Origin of the sequence: Bacillus sp. FSL W8-1202, from assembly GCF_038006165.1 — a bacterium.
Classification (GTDB): Bacteria; Bacillota; Bacilli; order Bacillales; family Bacillaceae; genus Bacillus; species Bacillus subtilis.
Map to the genome: position 1 here is coordinate 3,038,425 of NZ_JBBOUR010000001.1, position 20,319 is coordinate 3,058,743.

Consider the following 20,319-nt stretch of genomic DNA (forward strand, 5'->3'; position numbering starts at 1 on the left):
GATGTGAGACAAACATGGAGCTGCGCCAACTGCGTTATTTTATGGAGGTGGCTGAAAGAGAACACGTTTCAGAAGCCGCTGATCATTTGCATGTGGCCCAATCAGCAATCAGCAGACAAATTGCCAATCTTGAAGAAGAATTAAATGTGACCTTATTTGAGCGTGAAGGGAGAAATATCAAACTCACGCCAATCGGAAAAGAATTTTTGATTCATGTGAAAACGGCGATGAAAGCCATTGATTATGCGAAAGAGCAAATTGATGAGTATCTTGACCCGCATCGCGGAACGGTAAAGATCGGCTTTCCTACAAGCCTCGCCAGCCAGCTTTTGCCGACTGTCATTTCAGCGTTTAAAGAAGAATATCCGCACGTCGAATTTTTGCTGCGCCAAGGCTCCTATAAGTTTCTGATTGAAGCTGTCAGAAACCGCGATATTGATCTGGCCTTATTAGGGCCGGTGCCGACGAATTTCTCTGACATAACGGGAAAAATATTATTTACTGAAAAAATTTACGCGCTTGTTCCATTAAATCATCCGCTTGCTAAACAAAAAACGGTTCATTTAATCGATTTGCGCAACGACCAATTTGTATTGTTCCCGGAAGGATTTGTACTTAGAGAGATGGCAATTGATACTTGCAAACAAGCAGGCTTTGCTCCTCTCGTTTCCACGGAGGGTGAGGATTTGGATGCTATCAAAGGGTTAGTGTCCGCAGGAATGGGCGTTACCCTTCTGCCTGAAAGTACTTTTGCTGAAACAACACCTCGGTTTACTGTGAAAATTCCAATTGAGTTCCCTCAAGTAAAACGGACTGTCGGAATCATTAAACCGAAAAATAGAGAGCTTGCGCCTTCTGCGAATGATTTTTATGAGTTTGTCATTCAATTTTTCTCTAAGCTGGAGCAGTATCAATAAAAAAATGAACCCGAGCTTCTATATAGAAGCTTCGGGTTTTTTTCTGCAAATTAATTTACAGGTAAAGAAAAATCCACATGGCAAACAAATGCTTCTTGATCAATTAGAGCTCTGTTTGTCAATTCCTTTTTCTTTTCCGGTTCTTGAAGCTGTACAGAAGAGTAATTGACGATTCCAAGGCCGATTTCCGTCCCTTTTGAATCCATCAGCCGAACAACTGAACCGCTTTTGAATTTCCCTTTAATCTTCTGTACACCGTCCAGGTATAAACTCGATTGGCCGTTTGTTATTTTTCGTGAACAATCATCTGATAAAAACATTTCACCTTCCGGGCCGGAATTAAAAGCGATCCATTTCTCCTTTTGATTCAACGGAAGCGTTCCTTCTGCTTCAAAATAGGTGCCTTCCGCCTGTTCATGAACGGCGTGGTATAAAATATCGCCGGCATCTGCCTGACCTAGGAAACCTTTAATGCCAGACGCCATTACGATTTTAAACGCATCAAGCTTAGAACGCATGCCGCCGGTGCCAACGATGCTTCCAGTGTCACCTGCGCATGCTTCGATGTCAGGTGTTATTTCACTTACCCGCTGTATCCTTTTCGCTTCTGGATTTGTGCGCGGATTGCCGTCATATAATCCGTCTATATCTGATAAAATCACAAGCATATCTGCATCAATCAAACCTGCGACTTTTGCCGCGAGCGTATCATTGTCGCCAAACTTGAGCCGATTGACAGTAACTGTGTCATTCTCGTTTATGATCGGGATAATGCCGCGCTCGAGCAGTACATTCATTGTATTCCTGACATTGTTGTATCGATATTCATCAGAAAAATCGCTTCTCGTAATTAAAATTTGGGATGCGACATAGCCGTGTGCCAAGAACAGCTTTGAATAAGCCTCCATCAGCAATCCCTGACCGATTGAAGCTGATGCTTGTTTTTCTGGAAGCTTCTCGGGCCTTTGGATAAATCCGAGCTTCCGATATCCCGCCGCCACTGCGCCTGAGGAAACCAAAATCACTTCATAACCGGCGTCTTTGAGTTTGACGACCTGGTCGACCAGCGCTTCTAATTTTCGAATGCTGATTTCTCCATGAAGGCTTGTTAATGAACTGCTTCCAATCTTCACAACGACTCTTTTCATGCTTGTATCAGGCGTCACTTTATCACTCCTGATAGCGGCGCTGCAGTTTTTTCGATATCTTCGCTGATTTCCTTTGAACGCTTAGCCGCATGCTTTATCGCTTGAGAAATCGCTTCTCCGCCGCCGCTCTTTTTCAAGGCTTGCAGCCCCGCTGCTGTCGTTCCGTTCGGTGACGTGATATTATCTCTTAAGATCTCAGGATGTTCTCCTGTTTCCATGAGCATTTTTGCGGCACCTAAAAGTGTCTGTGCGCCGATGCTTCGAGATAACTGTTTATCGAGGCCCGCTTCCTCGCCTGTCTTTTCAATGAATTCCATTAAATAATAAAAATACGCGGGGCCGCTGCCTGCAATTCCGGTGAATATATCCATTTGATTTTCTTGGATTGTATAGACTTCGCCCATGCATCCGAGCAATGCTTCGGCCAGCTTCTTCAGGTCTTCCGACACATATTTGCCAAGGGCAATAGCTGTTGCAGAAGCGCCAATCATACTGGAAGTGTTGGGCATCACTCTGACAACCGGCTGTTCATTAAGCAATGATTGTTCAATAAAAGAGGTGGTTATGCCGGCAAGGACCGACAATATTAATTGATGGGGTTGAATACGTGATTTTAGTGATGACAGAGCGTTTTCGGCGTCTTTTGGCTTCATTGCCAAAATGAGTACATCCATGTCTTCAATACATAGCTGGTTTGGCAAGGCGCCTTTAATGCCATATTGAAGTTCAAGTTCAGTTAATCGCTCTGTATTGCTGCGGTTTGTAACGCAGATGTTTTGTTTCGGGATTTTGTTGGCACGAACGATACCTGATATCATTCCTTCCGCCATAGATCCTGCTCCTATAAAGGCTACTTTCTTTTGATCAAAGATCGGTAACATCTCCTTTGTTCGCTTTTTTGTTCGCATTTTCACACGTTTAAAATGTTACCACGTGAGGAAATGATGTCAAGTTTGAAGGTCATCATTGATTTGTATTGTTTCTTTTCGACAAATATGTATAATGAAAAGCAGAAAACACCCGGTTCATACTGCTGCGCCGGGTGTTTGTTTCTATTAAAAATTATCTGAGAGAGCTTTTTCAATCAGTTTTTTACAGCGATCCAGCTCTACCTTCAGCTGTTTTTTATATAGCTTGGCAGCTTCGTAATCTTTAAATTGATAGAGGACGACTTCCTGGAGCTTAGCCCCTTCTTTTTTTACTTTAATTTGTTTTAATATCCCGTCATCAAGAAGCTCATGCAAAGACCGGTATACTTCTGTATGATTTGGTTTAAAACCAATCTCTTTAAATTCAGACCGAAGTACTTCAAGCAGCTTTAACCCATAGAGTCTCTCTTGCTCTGTCATCGTTATCATATAAAGCTTCAAAAATGCGCGCTGTTTCACTAAAAAGCCTGTTGAACTCCTTTTTTCTTCTTTCATCATATGCACTCCTTCTTCTGTCACTGACAACACTATGTACTAAATATTCAATTTTCTTTTATTGTTTTCCTTCTTTATATTAAATACAGATAGTCCAGTCATTTCATGTTTACTGATTATAGGTGTAGCGGAGAAAATAAATTCCTACTGAACATTTGGTACATAGTTTTCTTAGTTCTATTATAGCCTGCATTCACTGCTATCTTCAATTTAAACGATTGTCAGGTTTACATACCGCATTTTACCGGTACGGATTTTATTCAAATAAAAAAACCTGTCTTTCGACAGGTTTTCATTTTTAAGGATTTGTTGACCATAATCCCGCTGTTTTGATGAAAATGCGTGGATCTAATTTCAATTGTGCCACCATGTACTCAGCAAGATCCTCAGGCTGCATAACTTTTTCAGGGTTACCGTCTGTTAAGTTCAATTCGATAGACATATCACTAGCGACAGTGCTCGGCGTTAACGCGCTGACTCTGATATTATGTTTTCTCACTTCTTGCATAAGAGACTCTGTTAACCCGAGAACGGCAAATTTAGAAGCGCTGTAAGCACTTGTTACAGCTGCTCCTCTTTGGCCCGCTGTAGATGAAATATTAATGATGTCTCCGGCTTTGCGTTCGATCATTTCCGGAAGCACCGCGCGCGTGACATGGTACACACCCATTAGGTTGACTTGAATAATATTTTCCCACTCATCGGCTGACAGATCTAAGAAACCGCCAAATTTGCTGATGCCGGCGTTATTAATGAGGATATCGATATCACCAAGCTGTTCCTTCACTTGAGCTACAGCTTGATTAACCTGATCGGCATCTTTTACATCTGCAGCAGCAAATGCAGCTTTTACACCAAGCGCTTTGACTTCTTCAGCCACTTTTTCTACATTAGCGGAAGTCCGGCCAATTAACCCGATATTCACGCCTTCTTTGGCAAGCGCCAGAGCAGTAGCGCGGCCAATTCCTCTGCCTCCGCCTGTGATTAGTGCAGTTTTATGTTGTAAACTTTGCAATTGAAGCACCCTTTCTTTGTTTACATATGTACGATATCACATTATAAGTACAATACATCCAATACGCAAATCAAACGAACTGTGTAAATATCATTTCTTCTGATTAAAAAAACGGATACAGGGTAATGACATAAGAAAAGGAGTGAACATATGATTATTGTTTATATCAGTCTTGCAGTATTAGCAGTTTCTATTATCTTCTTAGGAGTTACTGTGATTCAAAACAAGAAAAAAATGGACCCTGCACTAAAGGAGCTTTCCTCTGTTACGCAGGCTATGCAAAAACAAATCGAAGGATTAAAAACAGAAACAGAGCTGCTGACGCAAAAACAAAAGAAGATTCATCAGGATGTCCAAATGAAAAAATCCGCGTTTCAGCAGACCGCAGCTGAAGTGAAAGAAGTTCCTAAAGCCGTTAAAGAGGTGTGGCAGGCTGGCCATTTAAATAGCAGGTCATGATGAATGATATCCCGTTGTTTCGATCAGAATGGACAATGGGATATCATTTTTTGAGGAGGCTTTCGCATGATTGTAAACCACAGTTGCTTAAAGGAGTTCGCAGAAAAACTACATTCTATTCCCTCTTCACTTACAAAGTCGGATTTACTTATTTCTCCATTTTATCTCCATCAAGAAAATGAACTTGACATCTACTATTCACCTCATAATGAATATATCAATCGGACTGCTACGATTGTGATTGCCGGGATCACGCCGGGTTTTTCCCAGATGAAAACAGCGTACGAAACAGCAGTCGAAAGTCTGCGGCAAGGCCGCACTCTTGAGCAAATGGCGGTAGATACAAAAATAGCAGCGGGTTTCTCCGGGTCGATGAGACATAACCTTATCACCATGCTGGATTTATGCGGGCTGCCGCAAGCTTTCGGCATTCAAAGCGCTGCAAAGCTTTTTGGAGAATTACGGCATATGCTCCATACAACTTCCGTTATTAAATATCCTGTCTTTATCCAGCAAAAAAACTATACCGGATACAAACCGGCTATCACTCATTCTCCTATTCTAAGCACTTATGCTTTTGGGCACTTCCCTGCGGAGCTTAACCATGTGACGGGACCAGCTCTTCTCATTCCGTTAGGAAAAGCGGCCGAAACAGTATGTGAAACATTGATCAGACAGCACAGCCTCCAGAATTTGATTTGCCTTAACGGCTTTCCACATCCATCAGGCGCGAACGGCCATCGTTTGAAACAATTCAGTAAAAACAAAGAGCAACTAGAAACACAAATTCGTTCCTTTGCTGCATTGGTTGATTTCGCTATAGAAAAGAGGAAATAAAAGGGATATGATAAACAAAAACACAAACGTGGGGAGTGGTTGAATGTTTCCTATATTAGAAACGGATCGGCTTATACTTAGGCAAATCACAGATCAGGACGCGGAAGCCATTTTTGCTTGTTTCTCAAACGATGAGGTGACACGCTATTATGGGCTTGAAAACATGGAATCTATAGAACAGGCCATTTCAATGATTCAAACGTTTGCTGCCCTCTATCAAGAAAAACGCGGTATACGGTGGGGAATTGAAAGACGGGACACGAAAGAACTGATCGGAACAATTGGCTTTCACGCTCTGGCCCAAAAGCATAGGCGCGCGGAAATCGGTTATGAAATCATCCCCGAGCATTGGCGAAACGGATTTGCATCAGAAGTCATTTCAAAGGTCGTATCTTACGGATTTTCTGCCCTTGGACTGACGCGTATTGGCGCAGTTGTATTTACCGCTAATGAAGCATCAAATCTTCTGCTTCTAAAAATGGGGTTTCAAAAAGAAGGTGTTTTAAGACAGTACATGTATCAAAATGGTACTCCATATGATACAAATGTGTACTCTATTGTAAAACCAAGAGAATGACGGCATTCTCTTGGTCTGTGCGCACATCCCCTTTCCTTTAAAATGTCCGACTCATGACCTGCACCAGCTGTGACGTTTTGATTCTTGATCAATCCCTACAAGATTTTCATCTCTTAAAACAAAGCTAATAACTTTTTTCCCCTACTCATAAATCCCTTTATTGGTTCTTCTTCTTGTGATAAAATCCCCAAGGAAACAAAACGCAGCCGACCACATCAAAATATATATAACCTGAGTTTTGTATTCCCACATTGAATCCCCCATTTCTACCCCGTGAATGAAAGTCATATACGCTTTTTGCGGCAGTATCGCACAAAGAGCATTCAATATTGGATGATGTGGAGCAAAAGAAATAAAACAGCCTGACAATACACACGTGATCACACTGATACCACTCGTCATCAAACTGATGTTTCGATCCATCACAGAAGCCATAAAGATAGCGAATGCTGTTGCAAGCACTGTAAGAACACCCAGTAACCCAGCAAGAATATTTAAACGGAAACCAATTTCAGCATGAAAGAGTACATTTGTAATCAGGATGGCCAAGTAAGTGGGTATGTATAAACATAAAAAAGTAAAGATAAACTGAACCAACAAATATTTCCCCACATGCACGGGAGACACTAAAATCCTTTTGAAGGTTTTGAGCATCCGGTCTTCTGGATATAACGCAGCTAATGCCACACCTTGCATCAATACAAGCATCATGATAAAGCCTAATATATTCGTTCCCGTTCCCCGTTCCGTCCTTAATTCATCCTCTCCCCGGTAGCTACCTGGCATTTCTCCAGTCTCAAAAAATTGCTGAATCATTTTTTGATCCGCTTTACTTTTCAACGTGGTTACTTTGTAATCAAGTTGATTTTTTTCTACAATGGCTGCGTATTTCCCTAACATCAGATCAGAAAACTTCGGCTTCTGATGTACCGTTACCACTCTAAATGCAGAATCACTCGGCAAATGATGAACTTCGTCCAGTTCTGTAACAAAAGCGATTGTTTCTTTGAAAACCGGCTTCCCGGAAAACATAATCGCAACGCCAATCATCAGAGGGATAATGATTAATGCAATGATAATAATGGCTTTTTTGGTCAGGATTCGCTCCCACCTGTTTTGGAATAAACTCAGCATATATATCCCTCCGGCTTAAATACAACATGAGAAACGGCAATACAAATGATTGAAGCCAATATTAGTCCTGACATAACAGGCAGCAGCATACTGAAATCATGATCATAAATGAGACGAAATGAACATTCTGTTACCCATTTAATCGGAGAAAGAATCGATATCTGATTGACGGTATCTCCAAATCTATGAATTCCGAAAAATACGCCGCCAAAGAAAACAAAAAAAGCTATCGGAATTTGCATAATCCCATTCGCCTGTTCTTCATTCTTGAACAAACTGCAGAACATTGTGCCAAAACAGCAACCGAAAAATAAAAATACATACAATAAAAGCATAAAATACGTAAGATATTGTCCTCCAAAGTTCAAATGAAAAATCGTTTGGGCTATCAACACATTCATGCTGTACATAATGACACTGAATATAAAGGTTGATAGTAATTTAGAAAGATAAATACTAGTTGTCGAAACAGGCGCATACACAATACGAAGGTTCGCCTTCTTCACCTTTTCCTCCATAAACGTATTAGAGGTCGTCATAGCAATCAGAGCTACAGTGAAAATCATCATATTCACTCCGTAATAATCATAAGAACTGACCCCGCCTGCTCCAAAGCTGCTTTTCGTAACATAGCCCATGACCATAATGAGAACGAAAGGAAAGGCCGTATTGGCTATTACAAGAACCGGATTCCTTAAAATATTCATAAAATCAAATGTTATCAATTTTAACAAACTCATTTTGCTCTCCTAATCTCTTAAATTTCTTCCCGTCAGCTCTAAAAATACCGTTTCTAACGATGCCTCTTTTTTGTTCATGTTTAGGATGCTGCAGCCTTGGGCACTCAATTCTAATATGATTTCACTCAAATGATCTTGGTTCTTTTGAACGGTAACATTTAGTTGATGGTCAGAGAAATCCACTCCTGTCACTCCTATGATTTCTCTAATCGAGTTTTTATTTAATCGCTGAACATGCGCCAGTTGAAAAGCGTATGTTATTTCTTTATTGACTTCTCTGTACAGCTCTTCTTTTGTTCCATTGGCAATAATTCTTCCTTCATTCATGATCATAATACGATCTGAAATCGCCTCGACTTCTTCCATATAGTGTGTAGAGTAAATGATGCTTGCGCCTTTTGTTTTCAGCTCTTTTATCGATTCCAAAATGTGATGCCGGGATTGCGGATCGATTCCTACCGTGGGCTCATCCATGATAATCAGTTTCGGCTGATGGGCAATGGCGCACGCAATGTTTAATCTTCTTTTCATCCCGCCTGAAAACGTCTTTGGCTTGTCATCTTTCCGGTCATATAGCTGTACGAGCTCCAAAGCCTCTTTGACTCGGGTTTTCAGTTCTTCTCCTTTAAGAGAATAAAGACTGGCAAAAAAACGAACATTTTTCTCAGCGGAAATCTCCTCATAAATCGCGATATCTTGAGGCACAATCCCGATGCCTTTCTTCATTTCCTTTGACCCTTTTTTCACACTATGGCCCAATATCGAAACATTTCCGGAACTGGCCGACAATACTCCTGATAAAATATGAATGGTTGTGCTTTTCCCTGCACCATTTGGACCTAGTAAGCCAAGCACTTCCCCCTCTCTCACTTCGAACGAAATCCCATCTACTGCCGTTTTGTTTTCATACTGCATTTTCAAGTTTTCTACTGTTGCTACGTTGTTCATAGTTGGTTCTCCTTTTTACTTTCTCCGTTTTGCGAATTCCTGCAATAAATTTGTTTTCAAATTGTCTCGGTTTTGTTCAATGTCAAAATCAGCAGCGTCTTCTTCAAAACCATCCTGTTCTTCTCCGTCAAAACTGTACAGTTTCTTCAATAAAATCCACAATGTTTCCAGCTCTTCCGTCGAAAAGCCTTTAAATAGATCGGCCATAAAATACACCGCTTTTTCACCGCATTCCTCCATGACACGCTTTCCTGAATCAGTAATCTTCACATTAACTGCACGCTTGTCGCGTTTACTTGGTACAGTGATGACATAACCTCTTTTTTCAATACCGCTGACAAGTCTGTTGATGTTTTGTTTTGAAGTGCCTAATTTTTTTGCAATGTTGTTGAATGTCGTTTCCTCTTCCGGTAAATGCAGTATGGCAACCATCGTCATAAATTGCCTCGACGTTAAGCTTTCATAATAATCGTCTCCGCGTGATTGGATTTTGTTTAAAGTGGAAAAAAATGTAGCGTAAGACTGTTGCATTAAAAATAAATCTTTCAGTTCCTTAGAATAATCCACGATGTTCCCTCCTTGAATGGACAACTTATTGTCTATACATCTTAACATTTCTCATTACATTGTCAATATGTTGTCTATTTTTCTTTAGACTCCCTCGATAATTTATAGAATAGTTATATACTGATCGATTCAGAAAGAGGTAATGTTGATGGCTCGTCATCGAGAATTCAATGAAGAATAAAGCATTGGAGACCGTTATGAATTTGTTTTGAGAGAACATTCGGGCGAGCTAAGACGTGAAATTAACGTGGAACAAACGGCTCAGACTTATATTCTGTTTCTTATCGGCTGACTGTTATGGTGAAATCCCGTCCAGATCAATCATTTTTGCGTCATTCCGTATCGGAAATCCTTACATTGCTGAACAAATGATAAAAAGCGCCCCGGAAAATGGGCGCTTTCTAATTAAGATGCATATTGAGGAGATGATTCCTCCTTAACTGCTTTTTCCTCAGGTATATGAATACATTTCGTCAAGACCGCACTTGCAAGGTAAAGGACCGCAAAGATCCAGACGACGCCTTGCGCGCCGACGAGACCGATGAACAGCCAAGCGAGTGCAGGGCCGACAAACGCTGATAAACCTGCAGCCAAATTCAATACAGACATGGCTGCCCCTTTATCTTTTCCTGCCACCGTCGGCACAATTGCACCAATCGGCACATAGCCTGCCAGCAAACCGCCCCAAATAAAGCCGATCACGCTGACAACCGCTAAGCTTCCGCCGGAGAAAACAGGTGCGTAGTATAATAAGAGGGTGAAAATGCCGCAGCCGACTCCGCCGAACCAAATAACAGTATTTTTCCAGCCGAATTTATCGCCGACAATACCAAAGATAAGGTTAAACACAATGTTCCCCAGAAAAATCGTTCCCCAAATTTGCAGCCACACATTGGTTGAGATTCCATGCTGGGCCATGTGCATCGGCAAAAAGACTGGAAAACCATATGTACCAATGCTGTTGATGATTCTGATGATTCCGCCTGTAAGCACGCGCGGATTTGTAAATAAAATCGTAACCCCTTTTAAAAGCTCCTCGGCTGTTTCTGATCTTTTTCTTTTCTTCTTTTCAAAACGGTCTTTATTGATAAACAATGCAAAGAATGCACCGAGACATACCCAGAAAATAGAGCTCCAAAGCGTATTCAAATAACCGAACGCTTTGATCGCGTAGCTTGAGTACCAAGCGCCGAACACAAACATGCCGAGGCAATATGCAATCCAAAACCAGCCGACAGCAGTGCTCAGTTTGCTTTGCGGTGTTCTGTAAATGACCCATGTCAAGAAAGAATAAGCAAAAAGCGGGTAACCTAACCCTTTTACGAAGTAAGTCACATACATCACTGGCAGGTTCAGCTGTTCAAATCCAAATACGATAAAAGCAGCTGTACCGATCACATAAAACAACAGCCCCATAAACATCGTTCGTTTTGCGCCAAATGCTTCGAGACATACACCCGAAAACCAGGAAGCTATGGCAAGCGCAATTCCGTATATACTAAAAATAGAAGCGGACTGCTGAACGGTGAGCCCGTTTTCGATCAAAAAAGGACTGAGCCAGCCTTGTTCAAGGCCATCTCCCATCATAAACAAAACAACCCCTAAAAATCCCCAGGCAAGCCGTTTCGGTATTCCTATTTTATCCAACATATCTGTCTCCTCCTTAGATGCTCATATTAGTAAATTACCGTATTACCTTATTAAAGTTGAAAATTAAATGATTCCTCAAAACAGCAAAAGTGCCGCCTTAAATCAATACTTTGCTTTCTAAACCTGAAAAAAAGCGCTGTGTTTGCTTCCATTTCTCATATAAAGCCAATTCTGTCTGACAGTCCTTCGGTTCGATCACCCGGACATTTGCTGACATCTTCTCCGTTAATTGAAAGGTTTCATTGCAAATGACCGCAGCTCCAACCACAGATGCCTGATGATATCCCTCTTGGACATAAACCTTTTTTTGAAGAAGATCCGCGATATATTGAGTGAGCGCTTTGCTTTGGAATCCCCCTCCGCACACCCAAACATAGTCACGTTCAAACGGAGTAACCTCTGTTAAAATGTCAAAGTTCCATTTGATTGAAAATGCGATTTCTTCTAGCGCTGCACGTACAAAATGTGCCCTCTTTAAATGTGCTGACAGCGGGGCATCAAAAAGAAAACCGCCTCTCGTTAATGCATTCTTTTCAGCCGATAAATAAGAGCCGAGAGCCGCTACACATGCATGGTCTTCTTTTGCAAGTGCAGAAATCTCCTCCTCCATTACTTCGTACGTTTCATTCGGATAAAAAATCTGTTTTAATTTTTGATAATTCAAGCCGGTAATTCCCGGATTCGTTTCCACAAGCCAATGCCCTTGATCTGCATGACAGTTCAGCCAGGCTTTATGTTTTGTGTCGCCATGATCCTCAGTAATTTTGGTTATTGGCGTTGTTGTCCCTGATACAATGACAATGTCCTCAAGTCCAGCTCCGGTGCTTTTGACAGCCAGCTGTGTATCCCCGCCCCCTGCTATAACCTTAGCATTTATTGAAAGGCCTAATTCGGATGCATATTCATTTGCTATCGTTCCAATTGCTGTTCCCGCTCTTACAAGAGGCGGAAGGATAGATGGAGAAAAGCCGAATATGTCGCACATCTCTTCTGACCAAGTGTTTTGCTTCACATCAAACAGCAGGGTTTCTGTTGCCTGTGATGGTTCATATGTTAATCTTCCGCTCAGTTGGTACGTCACCCAATCACTGATGCTTGTAAAGCTTGCAGTCTTTTCCCATAAAGAGGGCTGGCGCTGTTTTAATCCATAAAGCTTGAGCGCAGAAAAAAGTGCAGTTGGCAGGCGGCCTGTGCTGCTGTATATCTCTTCCCGATCGGGAATGCCCGCCTCCCACTCTCGGCCGCGATTATCGATGTTCGGCAGCCCGAGAAAAGGATTGCCGTTTTGATCAATCAAAACAATCCCCTGTCTTTGGCTCGTCGATGTCAAACCAATGATGTCAATATCACACGAACGGGATAGCGCACGTTTTGCCAAATTCATCACCTGCTTCCACAGCACCTGAGGAGAAAAATAACGGCTGTCCGGGTAAAGCGTCTCTGTGGAATACTCGATGTCCTCCCGTTCAACTGTTAGAACACTGCCAGTTACACTCACGACCGCTACCCTCGCATTGCCTGTGCCGATATCAAAAACGAGATAGCCTTTTTGTTTTTTCATTCTCTTAGCCTCCTTTCTTATACCCCTGTTTTCAGTTCGTCCTTGTTATACATTGTCGGAATATTAAGAGTTTTTCCACCCTTCCACTTTTTGAGGGCTTTATTCAGTATCGTCACGTGATGATCCTCCACTTCAAATGTTGCTCCAGCGAGATGCGGTGTTGCCAGAACATTAGGCAATGAAATCAATTCATAATCTGATTCCTCTGGAGGTTCATGATAAAAAACGTCTAATATCGCACCTCTGATTTTATGTTCTTTTAATACAGATAAAAGATCTTCACGGTTTACAACAACTGCTCTTGAAGTATTGACGAAAATTGCACTCTGTTTCATCAGATCAAAATGCTTCCGATCAATAAGTCCAAGTGTTTCCTCAGTACGAGGCAGATGTACAGAAACGATATCACTGTCTGAAAACACCGTTTTAAGAGATACTTTTTCATACAGCGGATGATCGTCTTGAATGTATGGATCGTAATACTTTATTTTACAGTCAAACGCAGTCAGCAGTTTTGCAATCCTTTGGCCAACCGCCCCGAACCCAATCATGCCAACCGTTTTTCCTGTTAATTCATTTCCTTTAAATTTGACATAAGCCTGCAGGTAATCACTGTTCCACTTTCCATCCTTCAGCCATTGATTCGAGGCGCTGGTATGGCGCAGAAAGGAAATCACATTTCCAATAAACATTTCAGCAACGGCTTGTGCATTCCGCCCTGGTGTATAAAAAACAGGTATGCCTCTTTTTGAGGCAGCTGCCACATCCACATTAGAGGGCATTCCCCTGCAAACACCGACAAATGAAAGTTCGGGAACAGAAGCAAATACGCTGTCTGTTACCTGATCAAGTTCAGTAATCAAGCCTGTCGCATTTGTTGCTTTTAGCAGCTGAATGAGTTCATCTTCCCGATATGCCCTACCTTGTTCCTTCCAAGATTGATAAGTAACTGAGCCAAATAAGTTTTCAAGCTCTTTTCGTCCTTCTTCGTTGTACGGTGCTGTAACCAAAACCGTCATGGTGCAAAACATCCTTTTCATTGTATTTTTCATAAAAAAAATCTCTTTCCGAAGATGGAAAGAGATTCATATATAGGCGCGCTCTGTTACAGGCAGACGCCGGTATAAACCTTGCTTTCCTATCTTTCAAGCTGACGCTTGCTGGAATTGGCACAATAATGTTGCCGAGGTTTCATAGGGCCAGTCCCTCCACCTCTCTGGATAGAAAATGTTGAGTATGTAATTTTCAGAATAAAGAATACATTTATCATAAAGAAGTCTCAGATTGATGTCAATCTCTTTTTTCAGAATTGACGTTATCATCCGAAATGTTATAATTCTTACAAAATATCTAACTAGAGAGAGGAACTGGGCCATGAAATCTTTTGCCACACAACAAAACGGCATTTTCAAATCCGTTTGCTCGCTGGACTGCCCGGATCAGTGCGGATTGTTAATACATAAAAAAGACGGGAAAATCGTAAAAGTGCAAGGAGACCCTGATCATCCTGTCACAGCCGGAAACATATGCAACAAAGTCCGGAATATGACGGAGCGCATATATGATGAAAAGCGGCTGACTACACCGCTCAAACGAACAGGTGCTAAAGGCCAAGCGATATTTGAACCGATTTCTTGGGAAGAGGCAATCGATACGATCACCTCCCGCTGGAAAGAGCTGATTGATGAAGAGGGAGCTGAAAGCATACTTCCTTACAGCTTTTACGGAAACATGGGGAAATTGACAGCTGAAGGAATGGACCGCCGCTTTTTTTACCGCATGGGGTCAAGCCAGCTTGAACGGACGATTTGCAGCAAAGCGGGATCTGAAGGCTATAAATATACAATGGGCATAAGCGCGGGAATCGATCCTGAGGAAACCATTCATACAAAACTATTTATTTTTTGGGGAATCAACGCGGTCAGCACAAATATGCACCAAATTACGATCGCCCAAAAAGCGCGAAAACAAGGTGCCAAAATTGTCGTGATCGATGTGCATAAAAATCAAACAGGACGTCTCGCAGATTGGTTTATTCCAATAAAGCCGGGAACCGACAGTGCACTTGCTCTTGGCATCATGCACATTTTATTTAAAGAAAATATGCATGATGAAGCATTTCTGTCCGAGTACACGGTTGGCTATGAAGACCTCCGTGAACACGTGAAACAATATGATCCTAAAAAGGTATCGACGATCACCGGTGTCAGTACCGAAGATATTTACCGACTGGCAAAAATGTACGGGGAAACCTCCCCTTCTTTTATCAGAATCGGAAACGGACCCCAGCATCACGATAACGGCGGGATGATTGTAAGGACGATTGCCTGTCTTCCGGCGATCACCGGCCAATGGCTGCACACAGGGGGCGGCGCAATTAAGCATAACAGCGGAATTTTAGAATATAACACAAATGCCTTGCAGCGGCCTGACTTATTAAAAGGGCGCACCCCGAGGTCGTTTAATATGAATCAGCTTGGCAAGGTGCTTTTGGAAACAGACCCGCCTATTCGCTCTCTATTTATTTACGGAACGAACCCTGCCGTCGTCGCACCCGAAGCAAACAAAGTCAGACAGGGCTTGCTGCGGGAAGACTTGTTTACTGTGGTTCATGATTTGTTTTTAACGGAAACGGCTGCATATGCGGACATTGTACTGCCTGCAACATCCGCTTTTGAAAATACTGATTTTTACACCTCCTACTGGCACCATTACATTCAGCTTCAGCAGCCGGTGATTGAGAGATATGGGGAAAGCAAGTCTAACACTGAGGTTTTCCGATTACTGGCTGAAGCCATGGGATTCACAGACCAGGAGCTTAAAGATTCAGATGAAGTATTAATCCGCCAGGCGCTTGACCATCCAGATAATCCGCATTTGGCAGAGATTGATTACGATGCACTTGCTAAGCATTCATTTATGAAAGCAAAACGCGAAAAGCCGCTGTTTCCGGGCGAACTTCCAACGCCAAGCGGAAAAATAGAATTATATTCAGAAAAAATGAAACAAGACGGCTTCCCTGCTTTACCGACATATACACCTCTTGTAACAGATAATGAACATCCGTTTATGTATGTTCCGGGGCCAAACCATAATTTCTTAAACTCAACATTTTCCAATAATGAAAAACATATCAAGCTTGAAAAGACGCCAAAGCTCTTTATCAACACAAAAGATGCTGAAGAACACGGAATCGTTGATGGGGCACCTGTACGAATTTGGAACAGCCGGGGAGAATGCCAGCTGACCGCTGCAGTTGGAGAACAAGTGCTGCCAGGTGTCGTTGTCAGCCAAGGATTATGGGCGGATGAACAAGGAAAAAAACAGCTTGTAAACGCGCTAACCCCAGACCGATTGTCCGATATGGGCGGCGGCGCCACCTTTTTTTCAGGCCGTGTACAGATTGAAAAGGTTTGAAATAATGAAACCCGGAGTATGCCAAGCCCGTATAACATAACATTGACATAATGGAGGCATACACATGGACGTTTTTTTAGGAATTGGTATTGCTTTGGCAGGATATTTTATCGGTGAAGGCTTAAAGCAGATGAACCATACAAAAGGTAGTGAACAAAATGATATCTTGCTTATAAAAGAACGGGATATTTACTTTTACATCGGACTTTTTTTAGGAATAACAACGACTGAAGCAAAACAGTTAGCTGGAGACATGGCAGACCTGCCTTACATTGAAATAAACGGAAAAAAATATGTACAGAAACATATGTTAAAAGATTGGACATTCACATTAGTTGAAAAACATCAGGGTGAATAAAACAAATCTGAGGAGAGCGAGATTCATTGTCACGCTCTCCTCTCTTAGCTTTATGGATTGACCGCCACCAAAACTTTGTTCTATAAGCGCTGATAAAACGATAAACCACTATCTATGTTCTTTCCTCAAACGGCTCGAGATGCCCGTTCCACAACAATAGTTTTTATATTCCTTTGATGACGTGATGTTCTTGATGAACGTATGTATCGTAAAACACTTAGAAAACCTATTCGGTTCGAATGTGTGCTCTCATTATGCCCCCATACTGCGCCTTTATCCGCGGAGGATTTTTTAAAAAAATATGAAACCTAAAGCTTTTAGATCCTGAATTTTTATTGAACCTCCATATTTCTCCGATTGGTAAAAATTAGCCTATACACCGGAAGCTGTACGTTTATAAAGGATCAGAGAATCCCATAACCAGTAAATCACTGCAGCCGCAATACTTAACATATAATAAAAGTACGATTGCAATGTCCATGCTATTGACGCAGGTTCATTGATAACAAAAAACAGGAAAGCTGCGATAAAAGCAACCACACTGTAAATCAATAGGTACATGACATTGAATGTTCTCGCTTTTTTCTGCAACTTCATTTGGAGCGGAACAGCAAAAAGGCCATACACCACAAAACCGTATAATAAAGCAATTGCTGCCGTAAACAATGCAATTATCATATCGCCATACATAACGAAAGAATAAAACCCTAAAAACAAACCAAATGTAAGGCTGGATAGCCCTAATGTCATTAAATAATATGATGCGATTTTTTTCATTTTTTCACCCCCCTTGTTTGATTTATTCACAGTGCTGTTAGTATAAATTCACAACCTTTGTATTTCTTTTATCGAGATGTCTTCCCCAACGGGCTATACGCAATGCGCTAATAAAAGGTTTCAAAAATGACGTTCTTTTATTAGATAATACGCTGGCATGAAAACGCCTCTCCTGATTGGCGAAAGCGCGAATGAAAAAAGTGAATGAATACCTGATCAACAGACAAAATAAGAAGAGTTGATATTCAACACTTTTCGTAAAGGAGTGAAACCAATGAGTAAAAAGGGAATTCAAAATTCAAGTATTGAACAAATGAGAAATGACCATGAGACTGAAACAGCTTTTAAAGCAGATGATCCTAAAAAACATGGTTCTGATCCTAAAAGAACGAAATAAGTTCTTACCCCACTAAAATATCAATAATCTGGAGGAAGTAAAGTGACTCAAAAAAACGGTGCAGACAGACCTGATGATTATAAAAGATTTTCTTCATTAGACAAGGAATATGATTTTCAGCAATCTATAAGCAGCAATACTGAGACAGAAAGTGTAAACACTGAAACACAAACTCATAACAAAGAAAACAAAAATGACACAACAGATGTTGCCGGGAAATACTTTGAGCCCTCAGATTATAAAGGAAGCACGCAATTAGAAAAAGGATTGGCTGAAACTCATGAACAGGTCAGCGATGACTATTTTGAAGGGACAATCGATCAAAATTTGGACTAGCCATACAAACGGAACTAACTTAAAAGAAGTCAGTTAACTCTGTTTTTAGAAACAACCACAGTAAAAGTAGCCAACCCCCACCGAATAAGATGGGGGTTGCACGTAAGTAGCCTGTTTAATATTTAAAACGATTAATGACGGTTTGAAGTTCTTCTGCCAACTGAGATAGAGATTCTGCGGCATAGGAGATTTCCCCCATTGAATGAAGCTGTTCCTGTGATGAATTTGCAACCGCTTCTGTATTTGCAGACGTTTCTTTTGTTCCAGCGGCCAATGTATGAACTGTGTGCTGAATCACTTCAACGCCTGATGTAAGCTGTTGAGTTGCCGCTGCGACTTCTTGTATTTGAGAAGTGACCTGTTCCACAAGGTTCAGTATTTCATTGAAATTTCCTGTTGCCTCATGAGAAAGAACAATACCTGAGCTCACATTTTCTTGAACAACCTTAATATTATTTACCGTTTCTATCGATTCATTTTGGATGGTCGCTACCACCGATTGGATGTGGTTTGCAGATTTATTTGTTTCATCCGCCAACTTCCGAACTTCTTCTGCCACCACAGCAAATCCTTTTCCTTGCTCTCCGGCTCTGGCCGCCTCGATCGCTGCATTTAGTGCCAACAAATTTGTCTGCTCTGAAATCGTCGTGATAAGCGAAGAGATATCGCTGATTTCTGCTGTGCTCGCTACCAATGTTTGCAATCCATTGCCGGCTGAATCTACAGATTTATCAATGAATTTCATCTGGTCTAACATCTTGTTGACGGACTTAGAGCCTATTTCAGCCTTGTCTCTCATCGAAGAAGAAAGATCCGCTATGTTCCCTGTATTTGAAGCAACAGATGATATACTGTCTAATAATTCAGTAATGGATTCCGCACTCTTTTCTGTCATCGAGCTTTGCTTCACATTGCTTTCGGCAGCCATTTGCATGGCTCGTGAAATATGTTCAGATGTTGATTTCGATTCTTCCGCGCTTGCCGATAATTCTTCGGAGGAAGCGGCGACTTGTTCAGATGAGCTGCTGATCTGCTTCACAATTTGAGTTAATGAATGAGTAAAAGAATTAAACGATTGGGCAAGCTGGCCAAATTCATCTTTATTTTTCACAATGACTTTTTTGGTTAAATCAGCGTCGCCATGAGCAATTTCCTCCAGCTGCTTATTTATGCTTCTTAGTGGCACCATAATGGACTTTAACAGCATTATGCTTAGAACAATGCCTAATATTACTGATATCCCTGTGACAATGATAATGAGCGATTGACTCATTTTCCCATTGCCCTGTATTTCATCCTTTAGATCCTCCACCTCTTGATCCAGGTGATCAGACAGCTTATTGACAGCCGGATCTACGCCTTCTTTTCTTATTGTTCTTTCTTCTCCAAAATGGATGGTTTCTGCTTTTTTAGGATTTGAAGAGTAGGCTGTTACTACTTGCTGATTCAAAGCTCTATACTGAGTAAAACTTGTCTTAATGTCTTCAATATTGGATTGATACTTCTCTTCATCAATCAAGTCATTAACCCGGTCAAGGCTCTTTAAGACATCGTCTGCTTTTTCCTTCATACCCTCGTCGTATTCTTTGTCTCCGGTAATCAAGAAGCCTCTTTCATCATTTGATAACCCGGTCAATTCATATTGGATGTGTTTTATCTCTTTTTGGAATTCCATTTTGTCTTTAAGTTCTTCATTCTTTTTCACAGTAGAAGAAATCATAAATACTGAGGAGCCTCCAATTCCAATAATTGAAACAACTAATATTGATATAATCCCCAGCAATTTTGTTTTCACTTTCATGTGTCGTTTTCCCTTTCCGCACAATGTAATGGCTGAAATAAAATATGTTCAAGCGCGTTTGAATCCAATTCGCTTACGCTCATGTCCATAATATCGACACGTGTTATCAAGTTTTATAGTGATATTCTTATATGAATAAGCAAATTCTTTACGTCTCTGAACTTACAGAAAAACCTTAAGTAAAATTTGCAGTCTTTTGCGGTATGTAAGTCACTCTTATTCGTTTTTCTAAAAAAGGCTTTTCCCACCTCAAATT

Annotated in this window: 21 protein-coding genes, 1 pseudogene and 1 riboswitch; of the genes and pseudogenes, 8 read left to right on the plus strand and 14 right to left on the minus strand. The window is 41.3% G+C overall.

Translation table 11 applies throughout. The annotated features are described in order from the left end of the window. Nucleotides 1–14: 14 nt before the first annotated feature. Nucleotides 15–917: a glutamate biosynthesis transcriptional regulator GltC gene (gene gltC, locus NSQ09_RS15790; RefSeq protein WP_004399246.1), complete on the plus strand. Its 903-nt coding sequence runs from the start codon at nucleotides 15–17 to the stop codon at nucleotides 915–917. Between the two features lie 50 nt (nucleotides 918–967). Here the strand turns inward: gltC and proB are convergent, their stop codons facing one another. The 4 genes from proB to NSQ09_RS15810 all read right to left on the minus strand — a co-directional run bounded on the left by proB (nucleotide 968) and on the right by NSQ09_RS15810 (nucleotide 4,504). Beyond that, nucleotides 968–2,083, minus strand: a complete 1,116-nt coding sequence (proB, locus tag NSQ09_RS15795; RefSeq protein ID WP_024571767.1) for a glutamate 5-kinase — start codon at nucleotides 2,081–2,083, stop codon at nucleotides 968–970. After that, nucleotides 2,080–2,973, minus strand: coding sequence for a pyrroline-5-carboxylate reductase (proC, locus tag NSQ09_RS15800; protein WP_010886524.1), 894 nt, complete (start codon nucleotides 2,971–2,973; stop codon nucleotides 2,080–2,082). The genes proB and proC overlap by 4 nt, the downstream gene beginning before the upstream one ends. 147 nt (nucleotides 2,974–3,120) lie before the next feature. After that, nucleotides 3,121–3,489: a replication termination protein gene (rtp, locus tag NSQ09_RS15805; RefSeq protein WP_003220337.1), complete on the minus strand. Its 369-nt coding sequence runs from the start codon at nucleotides 3,487–3,489 to the stop codon at nucleotides 3,121–3,123. Nucleotides 3,490–3,787: 298 nt separating this feature from the next. Further along, a complete protein-coding gene (locus NSQ09_RS15810; RefSeq protein WP_004399223.1) occupies nucleotides 3,788–4,504 on the minus strand; it encodes a 3-ketoacyl-ACP reductase in 717 nt (238 codons plus the stop codon). Between the two features lie 150 nt (nucleotides 4,505–4,654). Between NSQ09_RS15810 and NSQ09_RS15815 the strand changes: the two genes are divergently transcribed. The 3 genes from NSQ09_RS15815 (at nucleotide 4,655) to NSQ09_RS15825 (ending at nucleotide 6,377) form a co-directional block, all read left to right on the plus strand. Continuing rightward, complete coding sequence (locus tag NSQ09_RS15815; protein ID WP_041335426.1) at nucleotides 4,655–4,963, plus strand: DUF948 domain-containing protein; 309 nt, start codon at nucleotides 4,655–4,657, stop codon at nucleotides 4,961–4,963. A 66-nt stretch (nucleotides 4,964–5,029) separates the two neighbouring features. Continuing rightward, nucleotides 5,030–5,800 carry a hypothetical protein gene (locus tag NSQ09_RS15820; protein ID WP_129137668.1) on the plus strand — a complete coding sequence of 257 codons (771 nt, stop codon included), beginning with the start codon at nucleotides 5,030–5,032 and terminating at the stop codon, nucleotides 5,798–5,800. A gap of 43 nt (nucleotides 5,801–5,843) precedes the next feature. Then, nucleotides 5,844–6,377 (plus strand): GNAT family N-acetyltransferase, encoded by a 534-nt coding sequence (locus tag NSQ09_RS15825; protein ID WP_041337984.1) that lies wholly within the window; start codon nucleotides 5,844–5,846, stop codon nucleotides 6,375–6,377. Between the two features lie 141 nt (nucleotides 6,378–6,518). On the opposite strand, the gene NSQ09_RS15830 is transcribed toward NSQ09_RS15825, so the two are convergent. From NSQ09_RS15830 to NSQ09_RS15860, 7 genes are all read right to left on the minus strand, one after another. After that, the gene (locus NSQ09_RS15830) at nucleotides 6,519–7,511 is read right to left on the minus strand and encodes an ABC transporter permease (protein ID WP_024571764.1); all 993 of its coding nucleotides are present in this window, start codon (nucleotides 7,509–7,511) and stop codon (nucleotides 6,519–6,521) included. Next, nucleotides 7,505–8,251, minus strand: a complete 747-nt coding sequence (locus NSQ09_RS15835; protein ID WP_041335433.1) for an ABC transporter permease — start codon at nucleotides 8,249–8,251, stop codon at nucleotides 7,505–7,507. Before NSQ09_RS15835 ends, NSQ09_RS15830 begins: the two co-directional genes overlap by 7 nt. A 9-nt stretch (nucleotides 8,252–8,260) precedes the next feature. Further along, a complete protein-coding gene (locus NSQ09_RS15840) occupies nucleotides 8,261–9,199 on the minus strand; it encodes an ABC transporter ATP-binding protein (protein ID WP_041335436.1) in 939 nt (312 codons plus the stop codon). Between the two features lie 15 nt (nucleotides 9,200–9,214). Next, nucleotides 9,215–9,766 carry a MarR family winged helix-turn-helix transcriptional regulator gene (locus tag NSQ09_RS15845; RefSeq protein WP_024571762.1) on the minus strand — a complete coding sequence of 184 codons (552 nt, stop codon included), beginning with the start codon at nucleotides 9,764–9,766 and terminating at the stop codon, nucleotides 9,215–9,217. Between the two features lie 405 nt (nucleotides 9,767–10,171). Next, entirely contained in the window at nucleotides 10,172–11,416 is a 1,245-nt protein-coding gene (locus NSQ09_RS15850) for an MFS transporter (protein ID WP_041335442.1), read from the minus strand. Nucleotides 11,417–11,513: 97 nt separating this feature from the next. Then, the gene (locus NSQ09_RS15855; RefSeq protein ID WP_144453458.1) at nucleotides 11,514–12,977 is read right to left on the minus strand and encodes an FGGY-family carbohydrate kinase; all 1,464 of its coding nucleotides are present in this window, start codon (nucleotides 12,975–12,977) and stop codon (nucleotides 11,514–11,516) included. A 17-nt stretch (nucleotides 12,978–12,994) separates the two neighbouring features. Continuing rightward, nucleotides 12,995–14,029 carry a 2-hydroxyacid dehydrogenase gene (locus NSQ09_RS15860; RefSeq protein ID WP_041337988.1) on the minus strand — a complete coding sequence of 345 codons (1,035 nt, stop codon included), beginning with the start codon at nucleotides 14,027–14,029 and terminating at the stop codon, nucleotides 12,995–12,997. Nucleotides 14,030–14,112: 83 nt separating this feature from the next. Continuing rightward, nucleotides 14,113–14,204: riboswitch (SAM riboswitch) on the minus strand. A 147-nt stretch (nucleotides 14,205–14,351) separates the two neighbouring features. Between NSQ09_RS15860 and NSQ09_RS15865 the strand changes: the two genes are divergently transcribed. Both NSQ09_RS15865 and NSQ09_RS15870 read left to right on the plus strand, forming a co-directional pair. Then, nucleotides 14,352–16,394 carry a molybdopterin oxidoreductase family protein gene (locus NSQ09_RS15865; protein ID WP_144453460.1) on the plus strand — a complete coding sequence of 681 codons (2,043 nt, stop codon included), beginning with the start codon at nucleotides 14,352–14,354 and terminating at the stop codon, nucleotides 16,392–16,394. A gap of 64 nt (nucleotides 16,395–16,458) precedes the next feature. Continuing rightward, complete coding sequence (locus tag NSQ09_RS15870; protein ID WP_015251960.1) at nucleotides 16,459–16,752, plus strand: hypothetical protein; 294 nt, start codon at nucleotides 16,459–16,461, stop codon at nucleotides 16,750–16,752. A 372-nt stretch (nucleotides 16,753–17,124) separates the two neighbouring features. On the opposite strand, the gene NSQ09_RS15875 is transcribed toward NSQ09_RS15870, so the two are convergent. Together NSQ09_RS15875 and NSQ09_RS15880 are read right to left on the minus strand one after the other, a co-directional pair. Further along, the gene (locus NSQ09_RS15875) at nucleotides 17,125–17,529 is read right to left on the minus strand and encodes a UPF0715 family protein (protein WP_015714052.1); all 405 of its coding nucleotides are present in this window, start codon (nucleotides 17,527–17,529) and stop codon (nucleotides 17,125–17,127) included. A gap of 88 nt (nucleotides 17,530–17,617) precedes the next feature. Beyond that, nucleotides 17,618–17,735, minus strand: a pseudogene (locus tag NSQ09_RS15880) (hypothetical protein); the annotation flags it as partial. A gap of 68 nt (nucleotides 17,736–17,803) precedes the next feature. Here NSQ09_RS15880 and NSQ09_RS15885 point away from each other — a divergent pair. Both NSQ09_RS15885 and NSQ09_RS15890 read left to right on the plus strand, forming a co-directional pair. Continuing rightward, the gene (locus tag NSQ09_RS15885) at nucleotides 17,804–17,926 is read left to right on the plus strand and encodes a hypothetical protein (protein WP_014477000.1); all 123 of its coding nucleotides are present in this window, start codon (nucleotides 17,804–17,806) and stop codon (nucleotides 17,924–17,926) included. 42 nt (nucleotides 17,927–17,968) lie between these two features. Further along, entirely contained in the window at nucleotides 17,969–18,262 is a 294-nt protein-coding gene (locus NSQ09_RS15890) for a YozQ family protein (RefSeq protein ID WP_014477001.1), read from the plus strand. Nucleotides 18,263–18,377: 115 nt separating this feature from the next. Here the strand turns inward: NSQ09_RS15890 and NSQ09_RS15895 are convergent, their stop codons facing one another. Further along, entirely contained in the window at nucleotides 18,378–20,063 is a 1,686-nt protein-coding gene (locus tag NSQ09_RS15895) for a methyl-accepting chemotaxis protein (RefSeq protein ID WP_017697457.1), read from the minus strand. Between the last annotated feature and the right edge of the window lie 256 nt (nucleotides 20,064–20,319).